This is a genomic window from Paraburkholderia sediminicola, from assembly GCF_902859805.1.
Lineage (GTDB): Bacteria > Pseudomonadota > Gammaproteobacteria > Burkholderiales > Burkholderiaceae > Paraburkholderia > Paraburkholderia sediminicola.
The window spans coordinates 385,713-407,809 of sequence record NZ_CADIKC010000005.1 but is presented as its reverse complement, the minus strand read 5'-3'; the positions used below and the strand labels follow the sequence as shown (position 1 = coordinate 407,809).

Annotated in this window: 21 protein-coding genes; 15 read left to right on the top strand and 6 right to left on the bottom strand. The window is 62.7% G+C overall.

All coding sequences use genetic code 11. The features are described 5' to 3' along the window. The first annotated feature begins 101 nt into the window (after window positions 1-101). The 4 genes from R8871_RS20515 (at window position 102) to R8871_RS20500 (ending at window position 4,957) form a co-directional block, all read left to right on the top strand. Entirely contained in the window at window positions 102-2,219 is a 2,118-nt protein-coding gene (locus R8871_RS20515) for a site-specific recombinase (protein ID WP_175052104.1), read from the top strand. A 30-nt stretch (window positions 2,220-2,249) separates the two neighbouring features. Then, the gene (locus R8871_RS20510) at window positions 2,250-3,545 is read left to right on the top strand and encodes a THUMP domain-containing class I SAM-dependent RNA methyltransferase (RefSeq protein ID WP_175052103.1); all 1,296 of its coding nucleotides are present in this window, start codon (window positions 2,250-2,252) and stop codon (window positions 3,543-3,545) included. A gap of 221 nt (window positions 3,546-3,766) precedes the next feature. Beyond that, on the top strand, window positions 3,767-4,150 hold the full coding sequence (locus R8871_RS20505) for a VOC family protein (protein ID WP_175052102.1): 384 nt from the start codon (window positions 3,767-3,769) through the stop codon (window positions 4,148-4,150). Between the two features lie 66 nt (window positions 4,151-4,216). Then, window positions 4,217-4,957, top strand: a complete 741-nt coding sequence (locus R8871_RS20500) for a helix-turn-helix transcriptional regulator (RefSeq protein ID WP_175052101.1) — start codon at window positions 4,217-4,219, stop codon at window positions 4,955-4,957. 57 nt (window positions 4,958-5,014) lie between these two features. Here the strand turns inward: R8871_RS20500 and R8871_RS20495 are convergent, their stop codons facing one another. Genes R8871_RS20495 through R8871_RS20485 form a run of 3 tightly spaced genes read right to left on the bottom strand, consistent with a single transcriptional unit; the run spans window position 5,015 to window position 7,948 of the window. Beyond that, window positions 5,015-6,469, bottom strand: coding sequence for an NAD(P)(+) transhydrogenase (Re/Si-specific) subunit beta (locus R8871_RS20495; protein WP_175052100.1), 1,455 nt, complete (start codon window positions 6,467-6,469; stop codon window positions 5,015-5,017). After that, window positions 6,469-6,795 carry an NAD(P) transhydrogenase subunit alpha gene (locus tag R8871_RS20490; protein ID WP_097391320.1) on the bottom strand — a complete coding sequence of 109 codons (327 nt, stop codon included), beginning with the start codon at window positions 6,793-6,795 and terminating at the stop codon, window positions 6,469-6,471. The genes R8871_RS20495 and R8871_RS20490 overlap by 1 nt, the downstream gene beginning before the upstream one ends. Before the next feature lie 10 nt (window positions 6,796-6,805). Continuing rightward, entirely contained in the window at window positions 6,806-7,948 is a 1,143-nt protein-coding gene (locus R8871_RS20485; protein WP_175052099.1) for a Re/Si-specific NAD(P)(+) transhydrogenase subunit alpha, read from the bottom strand. A 235-nt stretch (window positions 7,949-8,183) separates the two neighbouring features. Between R8871_RS20485 and R8871_RS20480 the strand changes: the two genes are divergently transcribed. The 9 genes from R8871_RS20480 to R8871_RS20440 all read left to right on the top strand — a co-directional run bounded on the left by R8871_RS20480 (window position 8,184) and on the right by R8871_RS20440 (window position 18,423). Next, window positions 8,184-8,666, top strand: a complete 483-nt coding sequence (locus R8871_RS20480; protein ID WP_175052098.1) for an NUDIX hydrolase — start codon at window positions 8,184-8,186, stop codon at window positions 8,664-8,666. Window positions 8,667-8,792: 126 nt separating this feature from the next. After that, window positions 8,793-9,938, top strand: coding sequence for a tRNA 2-thiouridine(34) synthase MnmA (gene mnmA, locus R8871_RS20475; RefSeq protein ID WP_175052097.1), 1,146 nt, complete (start codon window positions 8,793-8,795; stop codon window positions 9,936-9,938). A gap of 226 nt (window positions 9,939-10,164) precedes the next feature. Continuing rightward, window positions 10,165-11,775 (top strand): FMN-binding glutamate synthase family protein, encoded by a 1,611-nt coding sequence (locus tag R8871_RS20470; RefSeq protein ID WP_175052096.1) that lies wholly within the window; start codon window positions 10,165-10,167, stop codon window positions 11,773-11,775. 172 nt (window positions 11,776-11,947) lie between these two features. Beyond that, complete coding sequence (locus tag R8871_RS20465) at window positions 11,948-12,793, top strand: FkbM family methyltransferase (RefSeq protein WP_246287630.1); 846 nt, start codon at window positions 11,948-11,950, stop codon at window positions 12,791-12,793. A 208-nt stretch (window positions 12,794-13,001) separates the two neighbouring features. Continuing rightward, window positions 13,002-14,009, top strand: a complete 1,008-nt coding sequence (glyQ, locus tag R8871_RS20460; RefSeq protein ID WP_175052095.1) for a glycine--tRNA ligase subunit alpha — start codon at window positions 13,002-13,004, stop codon at window positions 14,007-14,009. 15 nt (window positions 14,010-14,024) lie between these two features. Continuing rightward, window positions 14,025-16,124 carry a glycine--tRNA ligase subunit beta gene (glyS, locus tag R8871_RS20455; RefSeq protein ID WP_175052094.1) on the top strand — a complete coding sequence of 700 codons (2,100 nt, stop codon included), beginning with the start codon at window positions 14,025-14,027 and terminating at the stop codon, window positions 16,122-16,124. A gap of 10 nt (window positions 16,125-16,134) precedes the next feature. After that, window positions 16,135-16,689 carry a D-glycero-beta-D-manno-heptose 1,7-bisphosphate 7-phosphatase gene (gene gmhB, locus R8871_RS20450; protein WP_175052093.1) on the top strand — a complete coding sequence of 185 codons (555 nt, stop codon included), beginning with the start codon at window positions 16,135-16,137 and terminating at the stop codon, window positions 16,687-16,689. A 40-nt stretch (window positions 16,690-16,729) separates the two neighbouring features. After that, a complete protein-coding gene (locus R8871_RS20445) occupies window positions 16,730-17,488 on the top strand; it encodes a lysophospholipid acyltransferase family protein (RefSeq protein WP_175052092.1) in 759 nt (252 codons plus the stop codon). Between the two features lie 44 nt (window positions 17,489-17,532). Continuing rightward, window positions 17,533-18,423, top strand: a complete 891-nt coding sequence (locus R8871_RS20440; RefSeq protein WP_175052091.1) for a M48 family metallopeptidase — start codon at window positions 17,533-17,535, stop codon at window positions 18,421-18,423. 79 nt (window positions 18,424-18,502) lie between these two features. On the opposite strand, the gene R8871_RS20435 is transcribed toward R8871_RS20440, so the two are convergent. After that, complete coding sequence (locus R8871_RS20435; protein WP_175052090.1) at window positions 18,503-18,901, bottom strand: hypothetical protein; 399 nt, start codon at window positions 18,899-18,901, stop codon at window positions 18,503-18,505. Between the two features lie 26 nt (window positions 18,902-18,927). Next, window positions 18,928-19,314: a lactoylglutathione lyase gene (gloA, locus tag R8871_RS20430; RefSeq protein WP_175052089.1), complete on the bottom strand. Its 387-nt coding sequence runs from the start codon at window positions 19,312-19,314 to the stop codon at window positions 18,928-18,930. 196 nt (window positions 19,315-19,510) lie between these two features. Here gloA and R8871_RS20425 point away from each other — a divergent pair, with 196 nt between their 5' ends. After that, window positions 19,511-19,681, top strand: a complete 171-nt coding sequence (locus R8871_RS20425) for a hypothetical protein (RefSeq protein ID WP_175052088.1) — start codon at window positions 19,511-19,513, stop codon at window positions 19,679-19,681. A gap of 4 nt (window positions 19,682-19,685) precedes the next feature. On the opposite strand, the gene R8871_RS20420 is transcribed toward R8871_RS20425, so the two are convergent. Then, the gene (locus R8871_RS20420) at window positions 19,686-20,795 is read right to left on the bottom strand and encodes a porin (protein ID WP_175052087.1); all 1,110 of its coding nucleotides are present in this window, start codon (window positions 20,793-20,795) and stop codon (window positions 19,686-19,688) included. Window positions 20,796-21,150: 355 nt separating this feature from the next. Here R8871_RS20420 and R8871_RS20415 point away from each other — a divergent pair, with 355 nt between their 5' ends. Continuing rightward, window positions 21,151-22,086 carry a DMT family transporter gene (locus tag R8871_RS20415; protein ID WP_175052086.1) on the top strand — a complete coding sequence of 312 codons (936 nt, stop codon included), beginning with the start codon at window positions 21,151-21,153 and terminating at the stop codon, window positions 22,084-22,086. Window positions 22,087-22,097 lie beyond the last annotated feature (11 nt).

Genomic DNA, 22,097 nt, shown 5'->3' with positions numbered 1-22,097 from the left:
CCCGCACAGGGGGAACACTAATAGACCACTAACAATTCAAGGAAAGGCCAAAGCCCCAGGAACACGGCCAAACAAGCGCCGAGCAGGCAAAAAACCTCAAGATGCTCACTTCATTCAAAACCCTCATAAAAAAATGGCGCGCCTCCCGCGACAGCGGCCACCAGCTAGACGCGTTACTAGCAATAGCCGACAAATCGGCCCCATATCCAGACCGTAGCGAATGGCTGATCGAACTCGCCCACTGGATCCGCCGCGGCCGCGCAGTCCACCCTGAACAACCAGGCACCGCCAGCCCCACCCCGGCACACACAAGAATCCGCTACATGCTCAACGTGCTGGACCGCAATCCAGCCTGGAAGAGCAACGTCGCCGGGATCCTCCGTGCGCTCCTGCGCGAAAGCGACGGCCTTTCGCTCCTCTGCGATGCAGGCATGCCCGTGCACTCCGGCTTCTTCGGCGCACTCTTCGAACGCCTCGAAGCCTCCCTGATCCCGCCCGCGCCAAACCGCCGCGATCTGAGAGCGATCGTCACGCTGATGTTCAGCCAGGAACGCGACGCCGAATGGATCGCCAATCTGCCCACCGATCTGCTCACCCGCATCCGCGCACTCTTCGACTACGAACAGGACGACAGCGAACAACGCGACACCACCCCGTTCTCGCTCGACCTGCTGGCCGCCCTGCACAACCTCACCTGCCAGATCAGCTCGACCGGTCTGTCGCAAACCGTCCGCAGCCGTCTCGGCGAAGTCGACGTCGGCGATGCCGGCGATGTGCGCGTCGCCATGGAAAAGCAGCCGTTCTACCGGCTCACACGCGCCATGCTCGCCGTCGAAGCGGCCCATCAGGCTGTCAGCGAAGGCGCCCCGCAGGAAAAGCTGCTGCACGAGGTCAACTATCTGCGCCTGCTGCTCGACGAATGCCGCAGCGCCACCGACAACGTATTCGCCCATCTCTATCGCAACGGCGTCAGCGTCGATATCGTGTTCCAGGTCGAACGGATGCGCATGCGCATCGTGCGTGCTGAGCACCTGCTGAACGCCTGGATGGCGCAAGACGATCCGCATGCCGGCGCACGTCTCACCGCCGAACTGGTGAACGCAAATCACGCGAGCCAAAGCGTGGCGCACCTCGTACGCAGCAATTTCTCGTTGCTGGCGCGTAAGGTCGTCGAATACAGCGCCGATACCGGCGAACACTACATCGCCCGCGATCGCGCCGAATACCTGAAGATGCTGCGCATGGCGGCCGGCGGCGGGCTCGTGACGGTCGTCACGGTCTGCGTGAAATTCGCCATCACCGGCGCGCATCTGCAATCGATGTTCGAAGGCCTGCTCGCCGGCATCAACTACGCGGCGAGCTTCCTGCTGATGCACTTCCTGCACTTCTCGCTCGCCACCAAGCAACCGGCGATGACCGCGCCCACGCTCGCCCGCGAATTGGACGGCACCGGTACGCCGGCAGGCGTCGACAGCTTCGTCAGTTCGGTGACCGCGTTGATGCGCACCCAGGCAGCCGCGGTGCTCGGCAACGTGATGCTGGTGTTTCCGGTGTGCTTCGGCGTGCAATGGGTGTGGCACGCGCTCTTCAACGCCAACATCATTTCGCCCGAAAAGGCCCACGCCACACTGCACTCGTTCTCGCTATTGGGACCGACGCCGTTCTACGCCGCGCTGACCGGCGTGCTGCTGTGGTCGTCGAGTTTGCTGTCAGGCTGGGCGGACAACTGGTTCGTCCTGCATCGCGTGGCGGACGCGCTCGCCTACAACCGGCGCCTGCGCATGACGCTCGGCGCGGCCGGCACCGCCCGGCTCGCCGCGTTCTGCCGCTCGAATGTGGCGGGCGTCGTGGGCAATATCACGCTCGGCCTGATGCTCGGGCTCGTGCCGGCAATCCTCACCGCCTTCGCCTTCACTTTCGAGGTGCGTCACGTGACCCTCAGCGCCGGCTCGATCGGTATCGCGCTCGGCGTGCTCGGCAAAGACGCGTTGAAGTTGCCGGAGTTGTGGTGGGCGGTCGCGGGTGTCGGCAGCATGGCGATCCTCAACGTGGCCGTGAGTTTCGCGCTCGCCTTCTACATGGCGGTGAAATCGCGCGACTTGCGGCGCAATGCGGTGCGCTCGCTGCGCGGCGCGATCTGGCAGCGGGTGTTCAGGCATCCGCTGGAGCTGGTATGGCGGCCGGCCAAAGCGGCGCCGCACCCCGACCGCGTACAATAGCGCCTTATCTAACGCCTTCCGGCAACCTCAATGTCCTTCGATTTCTTCCTTCCCTGTCCGCGCGGCCTTGAAGCCTCGCTCGCCACCGAGCTCGCCGAAATTGCCGCGAAGCACCTGAACGGCGCGCCGTTCACGGCCGGCGCGCAAGTGCCCGGCGGCGTGCATTTCCGCGGCGGCTGGGCAGCCGGCATGGCCGCCAACCTGCACTCGCGCCTCGCGAGCCGCGTGCTGCTGAAAATCGCGCATCGGCCGTATCGCAGCGAACAGGACATTTACGCGCTCGCGCTCGAACAGCGCTGGGAACAGTGGTTCTCGGCAAACGAAACGCTGCGCGTGGACGTCACCGCTATCAAGTCGCCGCTGCGCAGCCTGGAATTCACGACGCTGCGTGTGAAAGACGCCATCTGCGACCGTCTGCGTGAAGTCAGCGGCGCGCGGCCGAATATCGACACCGCCGCGCCCGACGTGCGCGTGTTCGCATTCCTCACCGCCACCGAATGCACGCTCTACCTCGACACATCCGGCGATCCGCTCTTCAAGCGCGGCTGGCGGCTGGACAAGGGCGCAGCGCCGCTGCGCGAGAACCTCGCGGCGGGCATCCTGCGTCTGACCGGCTGGACCGCCGGCACGCCGCTGTACGATCCGATGTGCGGCAGCGGCACCTTCCTCGCGGAAGCCGCGCAAGTGGCGCTGAATATCGCGCCGGGTGCGGAACGCCGCTTCGGCTTCGAGAGACTCAAGCAATTCGACGCCAAGACCTGGCAACCGCTGAAGGCCGCCGCGCTCGACGCGAAACACGCCGCACGCACCTCGCGTGCCGATCTGCAGATCTTCGGCAGCGATATTTCCGGCGACATGCTCGACAAGGCGCGTGCGAACTTCCAACGCGCCGGTCTGCCGTCGATTCCGCTCAAACAGGTCGATGCGCGCGGCATGACGGCGCCCTCGACTGAGCCGGGCATCCTCGTCGCGAATCCGCCGTATGGCGAGCGGATCGAAGTGCGCGGCCGCAACGCGCGCGGTGAAATCCGCGAAGGCCGCGCCACGCGCGAAGGCCGTGACGACGACAGCTTCCACCGCGCCCAGGAAGAAGCGCCGGACAGCGAGTTCTTCCAGTCGCTCGGCGATGCGCTGAAGCAGCGCTTCACCGGCTGGCACGCGTTCATCCTGACGTCGGATCGCAAACTGCCGGGCCAAATGCGTCTGCGTGAATCGACCAAGACGCCGCTCTTCAACGGCGCGCTCGAATGCCGGCTGTTCCGTTTCGATCTGATCGCGGGCAGCGTTCGCCAGCGGCCGCAGAACAACGACACGCCGGCCGCGTAAGCCGGAGCAGAGCAGCACTGAAAAAACCGCGGATCCTGATCCGCGGTTTTTTTTCGCCTGTTGTCCGGCGATCGGCCAAATTCCAGCGCCCTCATTGCCCGCCATATTCTGTCGCGGCATCCACTCCCTACTGACACTACGCTGTCAGCAGCCCCCAAGCACACTCCTTCCCACGCCATCCGGCGATTTGCACGGCTTACCGCCATCCCAAGGAGAGTGTCATGTCCGCATCATCCAAAGTTGTTGCATGGTTTGAGATTCCGTCCGTCGATTTCGAGCGCGCTGTTCGCTTTTACGAAGCCGGGCTCGACGTCAAACTGACTCGCGAGGAAATCGGCGGCCAGCCGATCGCCATCTTCGGCTACGAGGAACCGGCCACCGGCGGCGCGATCATCCATAGCCCGTCGATGACGCCCTCCGACGACGGCGTGCTCGTCTATCTGAACGCCCGGCCGACCGTCGACGCCGCCCTCGCCCGCATCGAAAAGGCCGGCGGCAAGACCGATGGTCCGGTGATCAAGTTGCCGCAGGACATCGGCTACATCGCGTTCTTCACCGACACGGAGGGCAACCGCCTCGGTCTGCATTCACTGACCAACGGCTAACATCCGACGCGGCGCACAAGCGCGGCGGCCGGCAGGCGCCGCGCAGAACGCCGACCGGAGCGCGGCATGCGGCGCTATCATCGCGGGACTGTTCCTGTCCTTTTCTACAAGACGCCCACGATGACGCGCCGCGCCGACCGTCTGTTCCAGATCGCCGAACTGTTGCGCGGACGGCGTCTGACCACCGCGCAACAACTCGCAGACTGGCTGAATATCTCGTTGCGCACGGTCTATCGCGACGTGCGCGATCTGCAATTGTCAGGCGTGCCAATCGAGGGCGAAGCGGGCATCGGCTACCGGTTGAGCCGCGCGGCGAGCCTGCCGCCGCTCACCTTCACCGCCGATGAACTGGCCGCGCTCGCAGCAGGCGCACGGATGCTCGAATCGTGGGGCGGCGCCGGCTTCGCGAGCGGCGCGCGCGGGGCGTTGGCGAAGATCGCCTCAGCGATGCCCGCCGACAAGCGCGCAACGATCGAGCGTCTGGCGATTTTCGCGCCGTCGTTTCATATCAAGGCGGAGTTTTCAGCGAAGGTGGATATCCTGCATCGCGCGATCGACGCACGTCAGGTGGTGAGCTTTGCCTATACCGATGCGAGTAGCGCGGAGACCGAGCGGCGCGTGTGGCCGCTGTCGCTGGCTTATTGGGGCGCGCGCTGGACGCTCGGCGCGTGGTGTGAATTGCGCGGCGATTTCCGCAATTTCGGGCTGGAGAGGATCCGCGATCTTCAGATACTCGAAACGTATCCGGATCAGGAAGGACGACGCCTGGCAGATTGGCTGCGGCATGTGAATGCAAAGCCGCGGTGAAGACGTAGATGCGGTTCGCGGCCCACCACAAGGCAGGCCGCGTAACACGGTGGCCCGTTACTCCACCGCCTTCACCATATCCTCGATCACCTTCTTCGCATCGCCGAACACCATCATCGTCTTGTCCATGTAGAACAGGTCGTTGTCGAGGCCGGCGTAACCCGCCGCCATCGAACGCTTGTTCACGATGACCGTGCGCGCCTTGTACGCCTCGATGATCGGCATGCCCGCGATCGGCGACTTCGGATCGTTCTTCGCGGCCGGATTGACCACGTCGTTCGCACCGAGCACCAGCACCACGTCGACCTGACCGAACTCGCCGTTGATGTCGTCCATTTCGTAGACCATGTCGTACGGCACTTCGGCTTCCGCGAGCAGCACGTTCATGTGCCCCGGCATCCGCCCGGCCACCGGGTGAATCGCGTACTTCACCTCAATGCCCTTCTCCACCAGCTTGTCGGTCAGTTCCTTCAACGCATGCTGGGCACGCGCCACCGCAAGACCGTAACCCGGCACGATCACCACGGTTTCAGCATTGCCGAGCATGAACGAGGCATCGTCAGCCGAACCGGATTTCACCGGACGTTGCTCCGCCGACCCACCGGCTGCCGCCGCCCCCGCCTCGTTACCGAAGCCGCCGAGAATCACGTTGAAGAACGAACGGTTCATCGCCCGGCACATGATGTACGACAGGATCGCACCCGACGAACCCACCAGCGAGCCCGCGATGATCAGCATCGGATTGTTCAGCGAGAAGCCGATGCCCGCCGCCGCCCAGCCCGAGTACGAGTTCAGCATCGACACGACCACCGGCATATCCGCGCCGCCGATCGGAATGATGATCAGCACGCCCAGCACGAAAGCGATGATCGTCATGATGATGAACGGCAACCACGACTGCGTGAGGAAGAAGATCACGCCGAAGCCGAGCATCGCGATCGCGAGCAGCAGGTTGATCAGATGCTGCCCTGCATAGACAACCGGTGCGCCCTGGAACAGGCGGAACTTGTACTTGCCCGACAGCTTGCCGAACGCGATCACCGAACCGGAGAACGTAATCGCGCCGACGAACGTGCCGATGAACAGCTCGACGCGATTGCCATACGGCAGGAAACCCGGAATCGGATTGTCCGGATCGACCAGACCGAAGGCCGACGGCTCCGACACCACCGCATACGCAATACACACAGCGGCAAGACCGATCAGCGAGTGCATCGCCGCGACCAGTTCCGGCATCTTGGTCATCTCGACGCGCGCGGCGACGAACGCGCCGATCGCGCCGCCGATCACCAATGCGACCAGCAAGAGGCCAAGCCCCAGCCCGAGATTCGAGCCGAGTGCATTCGCCTGCTTGACGATCAGCGCGATGGTGGTGAGGATCGCAATCGCCATCCCGACCATGCCGAAGGTATTGCCGGTACGCGCCGTCTTCGGATTCGACAGCCCCTTGAGCGCCTGGATGAAACAGACCGACGCGACCAGATAAAGCAGCGTGACGACATTCAGACTCATTACGCGTTCTCCTTGGCAGCGGCGGGGAGCTTCTTCGGCTCTTTCTTCCTGAACATCTCCAGCATTCGCCTTGTCACCAGGAATCCGCCGAACACGTTCACCGCCGCGAGCGCGACGGCCAGCGTGCCGAAGAACTTGCCGGTGTCGCCCACGGTGAGGCCTGCCGCGAGCATCGCGCCGACGATCACGATCGCCGAAATCGCATTGGTCACGGCCATCAGCGGCGTGTGCAGCGCGGGCGTGACGTTCCAGACGACGTGGTAGCCGACGTAAATCGCCAGCACGAAGATGATCAGGTTGATGACGGTGTGGTTGATGACTTCCATCGCCGTTCTCCTATGCCTTGCGCGTGACTTCGCCGTCGCGGGCCAGCAACGTGGCCGCGACGATGTCGTCTGCGAGATCGATGTTCAGGGCGCCTTCCTTGGTGATGATCAGCTTCAGGAAGTCGAGCAGGTTGCGTGCGTATAGGGACGACGCGTCGGCGGGGACCATCGAGGCCAGATTCGTATAGCCGACGATCTGCACGCCATTTTTGGTGACGACCTGGTCCGCCTCAGTGAGCGGACAGTTGCCGCCGCGACGGCCTTCGTATTCCGCGCCGCGTCCTGCCGCCAGGTCGACCAGCACGGAGCCGGGCTTCATCGCCTGCACCGTTTCCACCGAGATCAGCGTCGGCGCCGCACGTCCCGGGATCAGGGCGGTCGAGATCACGACGTCAGCCTGTTTGGCCCGTTCGTGAACCAGTGCGGACTGCCGCGCAAGCCACGATGGCGGCATCGGCCGCGCGTAGCCGCCGACGCCCTGCGCGGCTTCGCGCTCCTCATCGGTCTCATACGGGACGTCGAGAAACTTGGCGCCGAGCGATTCGATCTGCTCTTTCACCGCCGGACGCACGTCCGAGGCTTCGATCACGGCGCCCAGGCGCTTGGCGGTCGCAATCGCCTGCAAACCCGCCACGCCAGCGCCGAGAATCAGCACGCGGGCCGCTTTCACGGTACCGGCTGCCGTCATCAGCATCGGCATGAAACGCGGATAGAGCGTGGCGGCCAATAAAACCGCCTTGTATCCGGCGATGTTCGCCTGCGACGACAGCACGTCGAGGCTCTGCGCGCGGGTGGTTCTTGGCGCGGCTTCCAGAGCGAACGCGGTGACGCCCGCTGCCGCCAGCTTTGATGAGTTTTCGGTATTAAACGGATCGAGCATGCCGACCAGCGTCGCGCCGCGCTTCAGAAGCGGCAACTCGGCACCGGTCGGCGACTGGACCTTGAGGACCAGATCAGCCCCAAAAGCAGTAGCCGCATCGACGATTTCCGCGCCGGCGGCTGTAAAAGCTTCGTCAGGAAAGCTTGCGCCGGTGCCGGCGCCGCTCTGGATCGTGACCCGGTGGCCCTGGGTCACATACTTCTTGACCGTTTCGGGCGTCGCGGCGACGCGGGTTTCGTGCGCGCGCGTCTCGGCTGGCACTCCGATGTGCATCTTTTCTCCTCCTCGACTTCCTGTTTTACGACAGAGCTGCCGACGAGGCACGCCGGCTTGCAAGTGCAACGGCTAACGGCGTCACTTTAACCGAAACCTGGGGGTGCGCAGAAATCGGGGACAATCCGGGGGGTGCCCGGCGGGCGAGGCGGCTCGTTGGCTGCGGCTGAGCGCCCTCGCAGCCGTCCGCTCGCTTCCCGGCAGCCCAGGCCCATAAACGGTAAAATGCGCACCCATGAAACCGGAAACCTGGCTGCCGCACGTCACCGTTGCGGCCATCGTCGAGCGTGACGGGCGTTTTCTCGTGGTCGAGGAACATACCGCCGACGGCCTGCGCCTGAATCAGCCCGCCGGCCATCTGGAAGCGGGCGAAACGCTTCTGGAAGCGGTCATCCGCGAAACGCTCGAAGAAACCGCGCATCCGTTCACGCCCGAGGCGCTGGTCGGCATGTATATGACGCATTTCGAGCGGCCCGGCAGCGAGGGGGTGACGTATCTGCGCTTCACCTATTGCGGCACGAGCGGCAAAGCGGATACCGGGCGCGCGCTCGATCCCGACATCGTCCGCACACTGTGGATGAGCGCCGACGAATTGCGCGCCTGCCCCGAACGGCATCGCACGCCGCTCGTCATGCAATGTCTCGACGATTACCTCGCGGGACGGCGTTTCCCGCTCGACTTCGTGCACACGCATTCAGTCGGGCGCAAACAGGCGTAAATAGACGTACGAGACGTACATAACCCGTACAAACGGGCCTGATCCGTCACAAGCGGCCAGGCGGACGACAGGGCAACACGGTCAACCCACGATCAACGAAGTCACGCAGTACCCAGTGAGCACCTTATGAGCAAGCAGAAAGTCGTAGTAGGCATGTCGGGCGGCGTCGATTCGTCGGTTACCGCATGGCTGCTGAAGGAACAGGGCTACGACGTGGTCGGCCTGTTCATGAAAAACTGGGAAGACGACGATGACAGCGAATACTGCTCGACGCGCCAGGACTGGATCGACGTCGTCTCGGTGGCGGACCTGATCGGCATCGACGTCGAAGCGGTCAATTTCGCCGCCGAATACAAAGACCGCGTGTTCGCCGAATTCCTGCGCGAATACTCGGCCGGCCGCACGCCGAATCCGGACGTGCTGTGCAACGCCGAAATCAAGTTCAAGGCCTTTCTCGATCACGCCATGTCGCTCGGCGCGGAAACCATCGCGACCGGCCACTATGCGCGCGTGCGCGAGAACAACGGCCGCTTCGAACTGCTGAAGGCCTTCGATCATACGAAAGACCAGTCGTACTTCCTGCATCGGCTGAACCAGGCACAGCTGTCGAAGACATTGTTCCCGCTCGGCGAGATTCCGAAAACCAAGGTCCGCGAGATCGCCGAACAGATCGCGCTGCCGAATGCGAAGAAAAAAGATTCGACCGGCATCTGCTTCATTGGCGAACGGCCGTTCCGCGACTTCCTGAACCGCTATCTGCCGACCAAACCCGGCCCGATGAAAACCACCGACGGCAACGTGGTCGGTGAACACATCGGCCTCGCCTTCTACACCTTCGGGCAGCGCAAGGGCATCGGCCTCGGCGGCAGCAAGGAAGGCAGCGGCGAGCCGTGGTTCGTCGCCGGGAAGGATATTGCGTCCAACACGCTGTATGTCGCGCAAGGCCATGACCATCCGTGGCTGCTGAGCCATACGCTCTCAGCGGGCAACACAAGCTGGGTCGCCGGCGAACCGCCGGCCGATGGTTTTGCCTGCGGCGCGAAAACCCGTTACCGGCAAGCGGACGCACCGTGCTCCTTCAGCGCGGCAGGTGCCGGCGAAGGCCTTTTCGAGCTGAATTTCGACGCCGCACAATGGGCTGTCACACCGGGGCAATCTGCGGTGCTCTACGATGGCGACGTATGTCTCGGCGGCGGCATCATCGAACACGCGGTGACCGGGCAGCCAACGGCGCGCCAGCCGCAACAGGCAGCCTTGCTCACCGCCCGTTGAACCATGAGTTCGATCGTGCGGCAACGCTTCGGCGCCGCCGCACGCGCTTTACCAGCATGCCTCATCTTCAAGCTTCAGACTTCACGCTTCACCCATACGTTTCATCTTCGAGCCGCAGCTAGCTTCACGATAACAAACAGGTGTTCGTTCCCCTCGCGGCAGACTCCGTTTGCGCCGACAGCGTTGACGATCCCTCCGCGACGATCCTCACTGCACTGGAGTCCCCATGTTTTCTCGACGTTATCTGGCGATGTGGTGCGCAGTCGTGCTGCTCGCAGCGTGCGCGCTGCTTGGCGCGACGCAGCACATTTCGTGGTTCTGGATCATCGTGCCGGTGGCGCTCGTCGCGCTCGGCCTGTTCGATCTGACGCAGCAGCATCACGCAATTCTGCGTAACTATCCGCTGTGGGGCCACTTCCGTTTCCTGTTCGAATTCATCCGCCCGGAAATCCGCCAGTATTTCGTCGAAGACGACACCGACGAGAAACCGTTCTCGCGCGCGCAACGCAGCATCGTCTATCAACGCGCGAAGAACGACGTGGACAGCCGCCCGTACGGCACCGAGCTCGACGTCAAAGCCGTCGCGCACGAATGGATCAGCCACTCGCTCGCGCCGACCACGCTCGACAATCACGACTTCCGTATCGTCGTCGGGCCGGACCGCGCGAAGCCTTATTCGATGTCGATCTTCAACGTCTCCGCGATGAGCTTCGGCTCGCTGTCGGCGAACGCGATCATGGCGCTGAACCTCGGCGCGAAGAAAGGCAACTTCGCGCACGACACCGGCGAAGGTTCGATGTCGAAATACCACCGCGAACATGGTGGCGACATCATCTGGGAAATCGCCTCGGGTTACTTCGGCTGCCGTAACGACGACGGCACCTTCAGCGCGGAAAAGTTCGCGAAGCAGGCTGCCGAGCCGCAAGTGAAGATGATCGAGGTGAAGCTCTCGCAAGGCGCGAAGCCCGGCCATGGCGGCGTGCTGCCGGCCGCGAAAATCACGCCGGAGATCGCGGAAACGCGCGGTGTGCCGATGGGCCGCGATTGCATCTCGCCCGCCACCCATTCCGAGTTCTCGACCCCGCGCGGCCTGCTCGAATTCGTCGACCGCTTGCGCACACTGTCCGGTGGCAAGCCGACCGGGTTCAAGCTGTGCATCGGGCATCCGTGGGAATTTTTCGGCATTGCGAAGGCGATGCTGGAGACCGGGATTCTGCCGGACTTTATCGTGGTCGACGGCGCGGAAGGCGGCACGGGCGCAGCGCCGCTCGAGTTCACCGATCACGTCGGTGTGCCGTTGCAGGAAGGCTTGCTGCTGGTGCACAACACGCTGGTCGGCATCGGCTTGCGTCAGCGTATCCGCATCGGCGCGAGCGGCAAGATGATTACCGCGTTCGATATCACCAGGACGCTCGCGATCGGCGCGGATTGGGTCAACGCGGCGCGCGGCTTCATGTTCGCGGTCGGCTGCATTCAGGCCCAAACGTGCCACACCGGCCGTTGCCCGACGGGCGTCGCGACGCAGGATCCGGTGCGTCAGCGTGCTTTGGTGGTGCCGGACAAGGCTGATCGCGTGTTCAACTTCCATCACAACACGCTGCATGCGCTGAAGGAAATCATTCAGGCGGCGGGGCTCAAGCATCCGGCAGAACTGCGCGCGCATCACATCGTGCGGCGGGTGTCGTCGCATGAGGTGCGGCTGATGTCGGAACTATTGAAGTATCTCGATCCGAACGATCTGCTGAACGGCAACTATCGCTACTCGTTGTACGAAAAATATTGGCCTATGGCGCAAAGCGATTCGTTTGCGCCGAAAGTCGAACTGGCTGCGACGTAAGGCAGTTAGGGCGGCGACTGGCTCGTGAACCGATCGCCGCCTGATCGCCGCATAAGTCTTAGATTTTGACGACGAGTTCTTGCAGAAAGATAAGAATCCTTAAGAGCTCGTCTCATATACAAGGACAACGGCGAACCGTACATTTGCGTGATCTTTTTCCCGCTCAATGTCCATGGTCACGCCCCCTCCTCCTCCGCTGCCGCTTGGCGAACACACGCAACTCGTCCAGACCCGCCACGGCTGGATGCTCGCCAATCCCAACGACTTCTATCTCGGCCGCGCGCTCATCGAATACGGTGAATGCAGCGAACTCGAATCTGCCGTGTTGCGGCAGTTGCTGGTGCAGCCGGGCATCGTCGTGGAGGTCGGCGCAAATATCGGCGTGCATACGATCATGCTGGCGCGCGAGGCGCAGGCGCGCCGCCAGGTGCTCGTCGCGTTCGAGCCTCAGCCGGTGATCTTTCAGAACCTCTGTGCGAATCTCGCGGCCAACGGTGTGCGTAACGTGCTGGCCTGGCCGTATGCGTGCGGGGCGACGGCGGGAACGCTGCATTTTGCTCAGCCCGACTATGACGCGCCGGGCAACTTTGGCGGTGTGTCGATGCAGACCGAGGCTGCTGCGAATACGCTCCCGGTTCCGTGCATGCGGCTGGACGATGCATTGCGCTCGCATACCGTGGGACTGCTGAAGCTCGATGTGGAAGGGTTCGAGTTGAACGCACTGCTAGGCGCACAAGAAACCATCGCCCGCTCGCGGCCTGTGATTTATGTGGAGAACGACCGGCTCGATCGGTCACAGGCGTTGATCGAGTGCTTGTGGTCGCAGGAATACAGACTGTGGTGGCATTTGCCGCCGCTCTTCAACTCCGGAAACTTCTTTGGACGATCGGAGAATATCTACGGCCGCCTGGTGTCGTGCAATATGCTCGCGCTTCCGCGGGAACTGGAGATGGAGATTGACGGGTTTGTCGAAGTGACGGATTCCGCCACGCATGCGTTGATGAGTTTGAGCAGCTAGCGGACGGCACACGCCCCGGCAAGACAAACGACCATCGGCCGCCCGAAGCGGCCTTTTTTCGTTTGAAGAACACTTCGGTCGCCGTCCGACCCCGCAAAACGGACACCCCCCTCCCTTTCCGTTAAAATCTACGGTTTAGCACTTCGCTCCACGGCCAGCCCGCGCGCTCCGGCGTTTGCGGCGCGGCCCTATGCCCGAAAGGCACTTCATGCTCACGTTTCAGCAAATCATCCTGACACTGCAGTCCTACTGGGATAAGCAGGGTTGCGCGTTGCTCCAGCCGATCGACATGGAAGTCGGCGCGGGCACGTCCCACGTCCATACTTTCCTGCGCGCAATCGGTCCGGAACCATGGCGAGCCGCCTATGTGCAGCCGTCGCGCCGCCCGAAAGACGGCCGCTATGGCGAGAACCCGAACCGCCTGCAGCATTACTACCAGTACCAGGTCGTGCTGAAGCCGGCGCCGGAAAACATCCTCGACCTGTACCTCGGCTCGCTGGAAGCCCTCGGCTTCGACCTGAAGCAGAACGACGTGCGTTTCGTTGAAGACGACTGGGAAAACCCCACGCTCGGCGCCTGGGGGCTCGGCTGGGAAGTGTGGCTGAACGGTATGGAAGTGACCCAGTTCACCTACTTCCAGCAGGTCGGCGGTCTGGATTGCAAGCCGGTGCTGGGCGAAATCACCTACGGTCTCGAGCGTCTCGCGATGTATCTGCAGAAGGTCGAGAACGTCTACGACCTGGTCTGGACCGAGTGGGAAGAGCAAGGCCCGAACGGCCCGGAACTGCGCCGCCTGACGTACGGCGACGTGTACCACCAGAACGAAGTCGAACAGTCGACCTACAACTTCGAGCATGCGAACGTCGATCTGCTGTTCACGTTCTTCAACAGCTACGAAGCGGAAGCCAAGCGCATGATCGACGCGCAGATCGCGCTACCCGCTTATGAACTGGTGCTGAAGGCCGGCCACACGTTCAACCTGCTGGACGCCCGCGGCGCGATCTCCGTCACGGAACGCGCGGCGTATATCGGCCGGATTCGTGCGCTGTCGCGTCTGGTTGCACAGGCTTACTACGACTCGCGCGAAAAGCTCGGTTTCCCGATGCTCGGCAATCCGGTGCACGGCGTGCCCGGCCTGACCACCGACGAACAGGATGCCGCCAAGCCCGCGTGGGCGCCGCCGCTGAAAATCGAACGCAAGATCGATCCGGACTGACGAGAACATCAAGAAATGACTCAACCCCATCAAGCTACCCTGCTCGTCGAGCTGCTGACCGAAGAACTGCCGCCGAAAGCGCTTGCGCGTCTCGGTGATGCGTTCGCCGAAGGCATTGCGCAGCGCCTCGCGGCGCGCGACCTGATCGAAGGCGAACTGTCGTTCGAACGTTACGCCACACCACGCCGTCTCGCCGTCACGATCAGGAACGTGCGTTCGGTCGCGCCGGAAAAACACGTGCGCGAAAAAGTGCTGCCGGTTTCCGTCGCGCTGGATAAAGACGGTCAGCCTACCGCACCGCTCGCCAAGAAACTGGCCGCGCTCGGCGTCCCCGATTTCTCGGTGAACGACCTGGAGCGCGCGCAGGACGGTAAGGCCGAAGCGTTCTTCCTGCGCTACGCCGCGCCGGGCGCAACGCTCGCCGAAGGCCTGCAAAGCGCGCTCGACGAAACGCTCGCCAAGCTGCCGATTCCGAAGGTCATGACGTATCAACGCCCTGACGGCACCAATGTGCAGTTCGTGCGTCCGGTGCATCGCCTGACCACCTTGCACGGCGAACAGGTCGTGCCGGTCACAGCACTGGGCGTCGATGCCGACGACACCACGCTCGGCCATCGTTTCCTGTCCGAAGGCCTCGTGCAGATCCAGCACGCGGATTCGTACGCCGAGACGCTGATGCACAAGGGCCGTGTGGTCGCGAATTTCGCCGACCGCAAGGAAACCATCCGCACGCATCTGTTCGCGCAAGCCGACGGCGATCAGGTCGTGATGCCGGAATCGCTGCTGGATGAAGTGAATTCGCTGGTCGAATGGCCGGTGGTCTATGCCTGCCGTTTCGAGGACGAATTCCTGCAAGTGCCGCAGGAATGCCTGATCCTGACCATGCAGACGAACCAGAAATACTTCGCATTGACGGATGCGAACGGCAAGCTGCGCTCGCGCTTCCTGATCGTGTCGAACATCGAAACGAAGACGCCTGGCGATATCGTCGAAGGCAACGAGCGTGTGGTGCGTCCGCGTCTGGCCGATGCAAAGTTCTTCTTCGAGCAGGACAAGAAGAAGCCGCTCGCCGATCGCGTGCCGCTGCTCGCCAACGTCGTGTATCACAACAAGCTGGGTTCGGCGCTGCAACGCGTCGAGCGCGTCGAAGCGCTGGCGGGTGCAATCGCCTCGCTGATCGGAGCAGATGTGACACTGGCAAAACGCGCCGCGCGTCTCGCCAAGGCCGACCTGATCACCGATATGGTCGGCGAATTCCCCGAGCTGCAAGGCACGATGGGCACGTACTACGCGCGCCACGACGGCGAGCCGGAAGAAGTTGCGCTCGCGTGCTCGGAACACTATCAGCCGCGTTTCTCCGGCGATGCCTTGCCGGCCACGGCAACCGGCACCGTCGTCGCGCTCGCCGACAAGCTCGAAACACTGGTCGGCATCTGGGGCATCGGCCTGCAACCCACGGGCGAGAAAGACCCGTTCGCGTTGCGCCGTCACGCGCTGGGTGTGCTGCGGATTCTGGTCGAGAAGCAATTGCCGGTCGACCTGATCGAACTGCTGCGCACCGCCTATGCGCAATTTGCCGCCGTGCCGGGCGTCGCCGATTCGACGCAAGCAATCTACGAATTCAGCATGGACCGCCTGCGCGGTCTGCTGCGCGAACGCGGCTACGCACCGGGTGAAATCGATGCGGTGCTGGCACTGAACCCCACGCGCCTCGACGACATCGTCGCGCGTCTGGATGCGGTGCGCGAATTCGCGGCGCTGCCGGAAGCGGCCTCGCTCGCGGCGGCCAACAAGCGGATTTCGAACATCCTGAAGAAATCGGAAAGCGCCGTGACCGGCAGCGTGCAAGCCGCGTTGCTCGTTGAAGCAGCCGAAAAAGCTTTGCATGCGCAACTCGAACAGGTTGCACCGCGTGTGCAGACGCAACTCGCCGCACGCGACTACACGGGCGCACTCACCGCGCTCGCGGCGTTGCGCGAACCGGTCGACACGTTCTTCAACGACGTGATGGTCAACGCCGAAGATCCGGCGTTGCGCGCCAACCGTCTGGCCTTGCTCGGCGCACTGCATCAGCAGATGAATTGCGTCGCCGACATTTCCCGACTCGCCGCCTGAGCCCCGCGCCATGCCGACCAAAAAAGTGGTGATCCTCGACCGCGACGGCGTGATCAACGTCGATTCCGACGCGTTTATCAAGTCGCCGGACGAATGGGTTGCCCTGCCCGGTTCGCTCGAAGCGATCGCGCGGCTGAACCAGGCGGGTTATCGCGTGGCGATCGCGACCAACCAGTCGGGCATCGGCCGCGGCCTCTTCGACATGAACGCGCTCAATGCGATGCATCTGAAAATGCATCGCATGGCGGCGGCGGTCGGCGGCCGCATCGACGCCGTGTTCTTCTGCCCGCACACGGCGCAAGATCACTGCGAATGCCGCAAACCGAAGCCCGGCATGTTGAAGATGATCGCCGAACGTTTCGAAGTCGATCCGCACCATACGCCGGTGGTCGGCGACGCGATGCGCGACCTGCAAGCGGGCGCCTCGCTCGGTCATCCGACGCACCTGGTGCTAACCGGCAAGGGCCGCAAGACGCTCGCAGCGGGCGGCCTGCCCGAGGGCACGCGTGTGCACGACGACCTGCGCGCGTTCGCACTCGACTTCCTTTCCGACGCTCACGAGTGACGCGCACCGCGCGCGTCCCCAACCCTCACTGACCACGCCGATGCGCTTCATCCGTTCTTTGCTGCTGCTGATTTACTTCGTGCTGTTCACGGTGCCGTACGCAACCGCGTGCTTCATCGCGTTTCCGTTCATGCGCGCCGACAATCGCTACTGGATGGCGGCCGGCTGGTGCCGCGCCACGCTTCACACGGTGCGTTGGCTGAACGGCATCCGCTACAGGATCGAGGGCTATGAGAACCTGCCTAACGGTCCGGCCGTGCTGCTGTCGAAACATCAATCGGCCTGGGAAACGCTGGCGTTTCCAGCGCTGATGCCGCGGCCGCTGTGCTACGTGTTCAAGCGCGAGCTGCTCTACGTGCCGTTCTTCGGCTGGGCATTGGGCATGCTGAAGATGGTCCACATCGACCGCAAGGAAGGTAAGTACGCGTTCGAATCGGTCATCAAGCAAGGCAAGCAGCGCATGGCGGAAGGCGCCTGGGTGATCATGTTTCCGGAAGGCACACGTACGCCGACCGGCAAGCAAGGCAAGTACAAAACCGGCGGCGCGCGTTTTGCGATTGCTACCGGCGCGCCGGTCGTGCCGATCGCGCACAACGCAGGACGCCTGTGGCCGCGCAACTCGTTTCTCAAATATGCGGGTATAGTCACAGTGTCGATCGGCAAGCCGATCGACACAACGGGGCTCACGCCCGATGAAGTGAACACGCGCGTCGAACAGTGGATCGAAGCTGAAATGCGCCGCATCGATCCTACCGCGTACCGCGCGGCGGATAGCAGCTCCGCCGCCGCACCAATCTGACGCGCCCGCGCCCTCGAAGGCGCATTTGCGCGAAGCCGAATCCGATGCAGAAGTCTCCTACGTCGCAGCCCGCTGCGGCGCTCGATAACCGGCAGCTCGATCTCCCGCTCTTCGCCGAGCCGGGGTCGACGTCGTCGTCCCCCACACCCTCCGCACCATCAACGGGCTCGCAGAGCGGGCAGCAGCCGGCCGTGCCACTCGCACCGGACGGCACCAAGTTGCGCAGCCTCACCATCGGTTCACGCACGCTGCACTATGCGCTCAAGCGCTCGGCGCGCCGCTCGATCGGCTTTGCGATCGACAGCACCGGCCTGATGATTACCGCACCACGTTGGGTCACGCTCGCGGATATCGAAACCGCGATCACCGAAAAGCAGCGCTGGATTTTTGCGAAGCTGATCGAATGGCAAACGCGAGTCGAACAGCGCGCGTTACCCAAGGTCGACTGGAAAGATGGTGCGGAAGTGCCGTATCTCGGCCAGCCGGTGCGCGTGAAACTCGGTTCGCCGCAAGGCACGCTCGCGTTCAACGCGGATGAAGCCGCACTGCAAGTGCCGCTGCCGTTGCAAGCGGACCCGCAGCAGATCAAGGATCGCGTGCAAGGTTGGCTGCAAGGTGAGGCAAAGCGCCTGTTCGGCGAGCGCCTTGCAATCTATGCGGAAAAGCTGGGCGTCAACTATCGCGCGTATGCGCTCTCTTCGGCGGCCACGCGTTGGGGCAGTTGTTCGAGCGATGGGAAAATCCGCCTCAACTGGCGGCTCATTCACTTCCCGCTGTCGATTATCGATTACGTGGTGGCGCACGAGCTCGCACATCTTCGAGAGATGAATCACAGTCCGCGCTTCTGGCAAACTGTCGAATCGATTTTTCCGGAATTCCGCGAAGCGCGGCAGACGCTGAAGTCGCATCCGCCGGAATTGCTACCGACGCTTTGAGGCATTCAGGTTATCTTCGGCCATGAAGCCTTAAAGCCGGCGCCTCAACACGAAGCGCCAGCCTTCTACAACCTGTCACTCACTCCGTGCAGAAAGTTTCCTGCAAGTGACGCCACGTCACCTTGCCGTGCGCGTCGAGATCCATCACCGCCGTCGAGCGCCGCACGTTCGCATTGCCCGTGTTGTCGCGCTGATACTCACGATATTTCACCACCGCACCCGACGGATACTCGGACACGATCTCCATATCGCGAATCGTGATCTGCGAGCCGGGACGCGCGCCGTTCAGCTTCGCGAAAATCTGGCGCAGCCCAGCGTGGTCCAGTGCGAGACCGGACGGCATCACCAGCGTGAATTGCGGAGCGAAGCGCGCCATGATGCGATCCAGCGCGCCGTGATCCGCGGAGCCGTCGAACAAAGTCTGGATTTCGACGTGGATGTCGTCGAGTTCTTTGAAGTAGGGATTGCCGTTATTCATTGCGTGTCCTCGCCCGGCCGCTTACGTCACTTTTTCTTCTGGATGAACTCGATCTTGTAGCCGTCCGGATCTTCGACGAAAGCGATCACGGTGGTGCCGTGTTTCATCGGGCCGGCTTCGCGGACAACCTTACCGCCCTGGGCCTTGATCTTGTCGCATGCGGCGTATGCGTCAGCGACTTCGACGGCTAGGTGCCCAAAGCCGGAGCCGAGGTCGTACTTCGGCGTGTCCCAGTTGTGCGTGAGTTCGAGAACAGTGCCGTCACGTTCGTCTTCATAGCCGACGAAAGCCAGCGTGAATTTACCGTCCGGATAGTCGTCGCGGCGCAGCAATTTCATACCGAGCAACTCGGTGTAGAAGGCAATCGAACGGTCCAGGTCGCCGACCCGGAGCATGGTGTGAAGCAGGCGCATCGTGTACTCCCTGGTGCGTGATGTCGAGAACGACAATGTACCCGGAATCACGCTGCGCTGCAGGGAGCGGCGCACCCGTTTTCAGTACTCCGCCGGCACGCTGACGCGTCGATGCGGGCCACTTCTATCGCGTGGTAAGTGCTGGCATACGCAACGCGCACCGCCTCGACGCCGCCCATCATCCTGACCATGCACGGTGAACGCGCATGCAAGCGCCGAACTGGACGTAAGCGGTAACAACGGCGCCCACGTATACGACCGCGGCACGATCACAACACCGGGCGCCACCGCGAGCTACACCATGAATGTGAACGGCGAGCACCGCAGCACGGTGGAAGGCAATCTAGGCGCGCGCTGGAGTTGGTAAGGGCTCAGAACTGATGCCGTATGCCGGCCATCAGGCCGATCTGGCTGCCCTTCTGCGCAAGCCCGATACCGTTGACGCCCTGCAACTGCGCGCCGATCAAGTCGCCCCGGTATAGCGAGTAGTCGCCTTCCAGATAGACATCGGTACGCAGGGACAAGTTGTAGTCGGCGACCAGTTGGTACTGCCATGCCGAACCGTTCTGCGCGGCGGTTTTGCCGTCCTGTAGCGTGCGCCAGACATTCGCGGCGAAGTGCCACTTGTTGCTGATCTGCTGCGTGATGCCGCCCATGATCATGCGGCGCCGCGAAAAGTCCGTGTATTTGAGCGCGGCCAGCGCGGGCGCGGTGAACGGCCCGTTGGCGAAATTCGAAAAGCCGGCGTCATTCTGATCGACGATATAGCCGACGGAGAACCGGGTCAGGTTCCACGTGTACGACCCGCCGAAGGTCCACGCTTTCGCGGCCGCGCCGTTGACCGAATCTTTCGATTCCTGATACGCGCCGCCGAAGGTGAACGGCCCACCCGGCGCGTAAGCCAGCGCCATGCCGATCTGGCTGCCGTACGAATTGCCCGCGTTGCCGCCGAATGCATAGCCGGCAGCAACATGGAAACCGTTATATTTCGCCTGATACTGCACCTGGTTGCTGGTCCAGATGCCGCCTGTCATCGTCACTTCCGGCTGGAAGCTGAAATCGTACGGAATCCAGATATTGCTGCCGTAGCCGCCGATCGTAATACCCTCGATCATCACGTTGTACTGACGACCGAAGATCACCTGACCAAGGGAATCCGAGCGCACGCCCACTTGCGCTTCATTGAAGAACGGCAAGGTGGGATCGCTTTGCCCGGTATTCATGTAGAAACGGTTTTCGAGCTTGAAGAACGTCGACCAGCCACCGCCCAGATCCTCGACGCCCCTTATCCCCCAGCGGCTTTCCGTCATGCCGCCGTTACCGAGCCCGATCGACGACTCGCCGGCCTGATTTGCGTGGGTCAGATAACGCACACTTTCGTCGATCACGCCGTAGAGCGTCACGCTCGATTGAGCATGCGCCATTTGACACGCCAGCGCTGCCGGCACCACCGCCATCGCCCACCTGCTTACACGCTTCATTTCGTCTCCTCATACAGATTCCCGCTTTTCACGGATATTTCGACACCGCCACGCCTGTTGCAAAGTACCGGCACGCTGTTCATCTGAGGCCGCGCAAATCGACAGGCAGGATGCGAAGTCCGCGTCGGAACCTCGCACAACAGCCAATTCAGACTGTTTGAATAAGCTGACGAAATGCGTGTGGGTGAACCTTAGCGCGAAATAGGGGCTGTAAGAAAATAGACTGAAGTAAGTGTTGTTATGTCATCGAAATGCTTGCAGCCTGAAAGAAGCACGCGTAGGCAATGGGGTCATCACATTACGGGGCAGACGGCTTTGATATCGTATGACTTATGATCGCGACCCTGCACAACCCATGAGCACCACCGCCCTGTCCACGCGCCGTACCCTGGATAGCTTCGCCATCCTTCTAATGATCGGGCTGTGCGCGATCTGGGGACTCCAGCAAGTCGCGATCAAGAGCACCAACGCGACGCTGCCACCGTTATTCCAGGCGGGTTTGCGCTCAACGATCGCAGCCGTGCTGGTATGGGGCTGGGCGCGCTCGCGCGGTACGCCGCTCTTTCGCGACGACGGCACATTGGGCGCAGGCTTGCTCGCGGGCGTGCTGTTCGCCGGGGAATTCGTGTGCATTTTTCTCGGCCTGACGCTGACCAGCGCTTCGCGTATGGCGGTTTTTCTGTACACCGCGCCGTGCTTCACGGCACTCGGGCTGCACTGGTTCGTCGACGGCGAGCGCATGCGGCGCACTCAGTGGCTCGGCATCCTGGTGGCGTTTGCCGGCATGGCGCTGGCGTTCGCCGACGGCTTCCTGCATGGCCACGGAGCGCAGGGCTCGACGCTGAAGGGCGTTGCCGGCGACGCGCTCGGCGTGCTGGGCGGCATCACATGGGCCGCGACCACGGTGGTGGTGCGCGCCACGCGTCTCGCTTGCACGAGCGCCAGCAAGACGTTGTTCTATCAATTGACGGTATCGGCGGTGGTGTTGCTCGCGCTCGCACTGGGGCTCGGGCAGGTCCGCGTGGAAACCGTCACGCCACTGGCGGTAATGAGCCTCGCGTACCAGGCGGTGGTCGTGGCGTTCGTCAGCTATCTGCTGTGGTTCTGGCTGTTGACGCGTTACATTGCGTCGCGCCTGTCGGTGTTTTCGTTCCTGACGCCGTTGTTCGGTGTGACCTTCGGCGTGCTGTTGCTCGGAGAGTCGTTCAGCCTGCGCTTTCTGATGGCCGCGGCGCTCGTGCTGGCCGGCATCGCACTGGTCAATCTGCCGGCGAAGCGGGCCGCCGCTTAACCGCTTGAGGT

Excerpts from the sequence above, each read along its gene's own strand:
- R8871_RS20515 (WP_175052104.1), top strand. The coding sequence starts at position 102 with ATGCTCACTTCATTCAAAACCCTCATAAAAAAATGGCGCGCCTCCCGC.
- R8871_RS20510 (WP_175052103.1), top strand. The coding sequence starts at position 2,250 with ATGTCCTTCGATTTCTTCCTTCCCTGTCCGCGCGGCCTTGAAGCCTCG.
- R8871_RS20505 (WP_175052102.1), top strand. The coding sequence starts at position 3,767 with ATGTCCGCATCATCCAAAGTTGTTGCATGGTTTGAGATTCCGTCCGTC.
- R8871_RS20500 (WP_175052101.1), top strand. The coding sequence starts at position 4,217 with ATGCGGCGCTATCATCGCGGGACTGTTCCTGTCCTTTTCTACAAGACG.
- R8871_RS20495 (WP_175052100.1), bottom strand. The coding sequence starts at position 6,469 with ATGAGTCTGAATGTCGTCACGCTGCTTTATCTGGTCGCGTCGGTCTGT.
- R8871_RS20490 (WP_097391320.1), bottom strand. The coding sequence starts at position 6,795 with ATGGAAGTCATCAACCACACCGTCATCAACCTGATCATCTTCGTGCTG.
- R8871_RS20485 (WP_175052099.1), bottom strand. The coding sequence starts at position 7,948 with ATGCACATCGGAGTGCCAGCCGAGACGCGCGCGCACGAAACCCGCGTC.
- R8871_RS20480 (WP_175052098.1), top strand. The coding sequence starts at position 8,184 with ATGAAACCGGAAACCTGGCTGCCGCACGTCACCGTTGCGGCCATCGTC.
- mnmA (WP_175052097.1), top strand. The coding sequence starts at position 8,793 with ATGAGCAAGCAGAAAGTCGTAGTAGGCATGTCGGGCGGCGTCGATTCG.
- R8871_RS20470 (WP_175052096.1), top strand. The coding sequence starts at position 10,165 with ATGTTTTCTCGACGTTATCTGGCGATGTGGTGCGCAGTCGTGCTGCTC.
- R8871_RS20465 (WP_246287630.1), top strand. The coding sequence starts at position 11,948 with ATGGTCACGCCCCCTCCTCCTCCGCTGCCGCTTGGCGAACACACGCAA.
- glyQ (WP_175052095.1), top strand. The coding sequence starts at position 13,002 with ATGCTCACGTTTCAGCAAATCATCCTGACACTGCAGTCCTACTGGGAT.
- glyS (WP_175052094.1), top strand. The coding sequence starts at position 14,025 with ATGACTCAACCCCATCAAGCTACCCTGCTCGTCGAGCTGCTGACCGAA.
- gmhB (WP_175052093.1), top strand. The coding sequence starts at position 16,135 with ATGCCGACCAAAAAAGTGGTGATCCTCGACCGCGACGGCGTGATCAAC.
- R8871_RS20445 (WP_175052092.1), top strand. The coding sequence starts at position 16,730 with ATGCGCTTCATCCGTTCTTTGCTGCTGCTGATTTACTTCGTGCTGTTC.
- R8871_RS20440 (WP_175052091.1), top strand. The coding sequence starts at position 17,533 with ATGCAGAAGTCTCCTACGTCGCAGCCCGCTGCGGCGCTCGATAACCGG.
- R8871_RS20435 (WP_175052090.1), bottom strand. The coding sequence starts at position 18,901 with ATGAATAACGGCAATCCCTACTTCAAAGAACTCGACGACATCCACGTC.
- gloA (WP_175052089.1), bottom strand. The coding sequence starts at position 19,314 with ATGCGCCTGCTTCACACCATGCTCCGGGTCGGCGACCTGGACCGTTCG.
- R8871_RS20420 (WP_175052087.1), bottom strand. The coding sequence starts at position 20,795 with ATGAAGCGTGTAAGCAGGTGGGCGATGGCGGTGGTGCCGGCAGCGCTG.
- R8871_RS20415 (WP_175052086.1), top strand. The coding sequence starts at position 21,151 with ATGAGCACCACCGCCCTGTCCACGCGCCGTACCCTGGATAGCTTCGCC.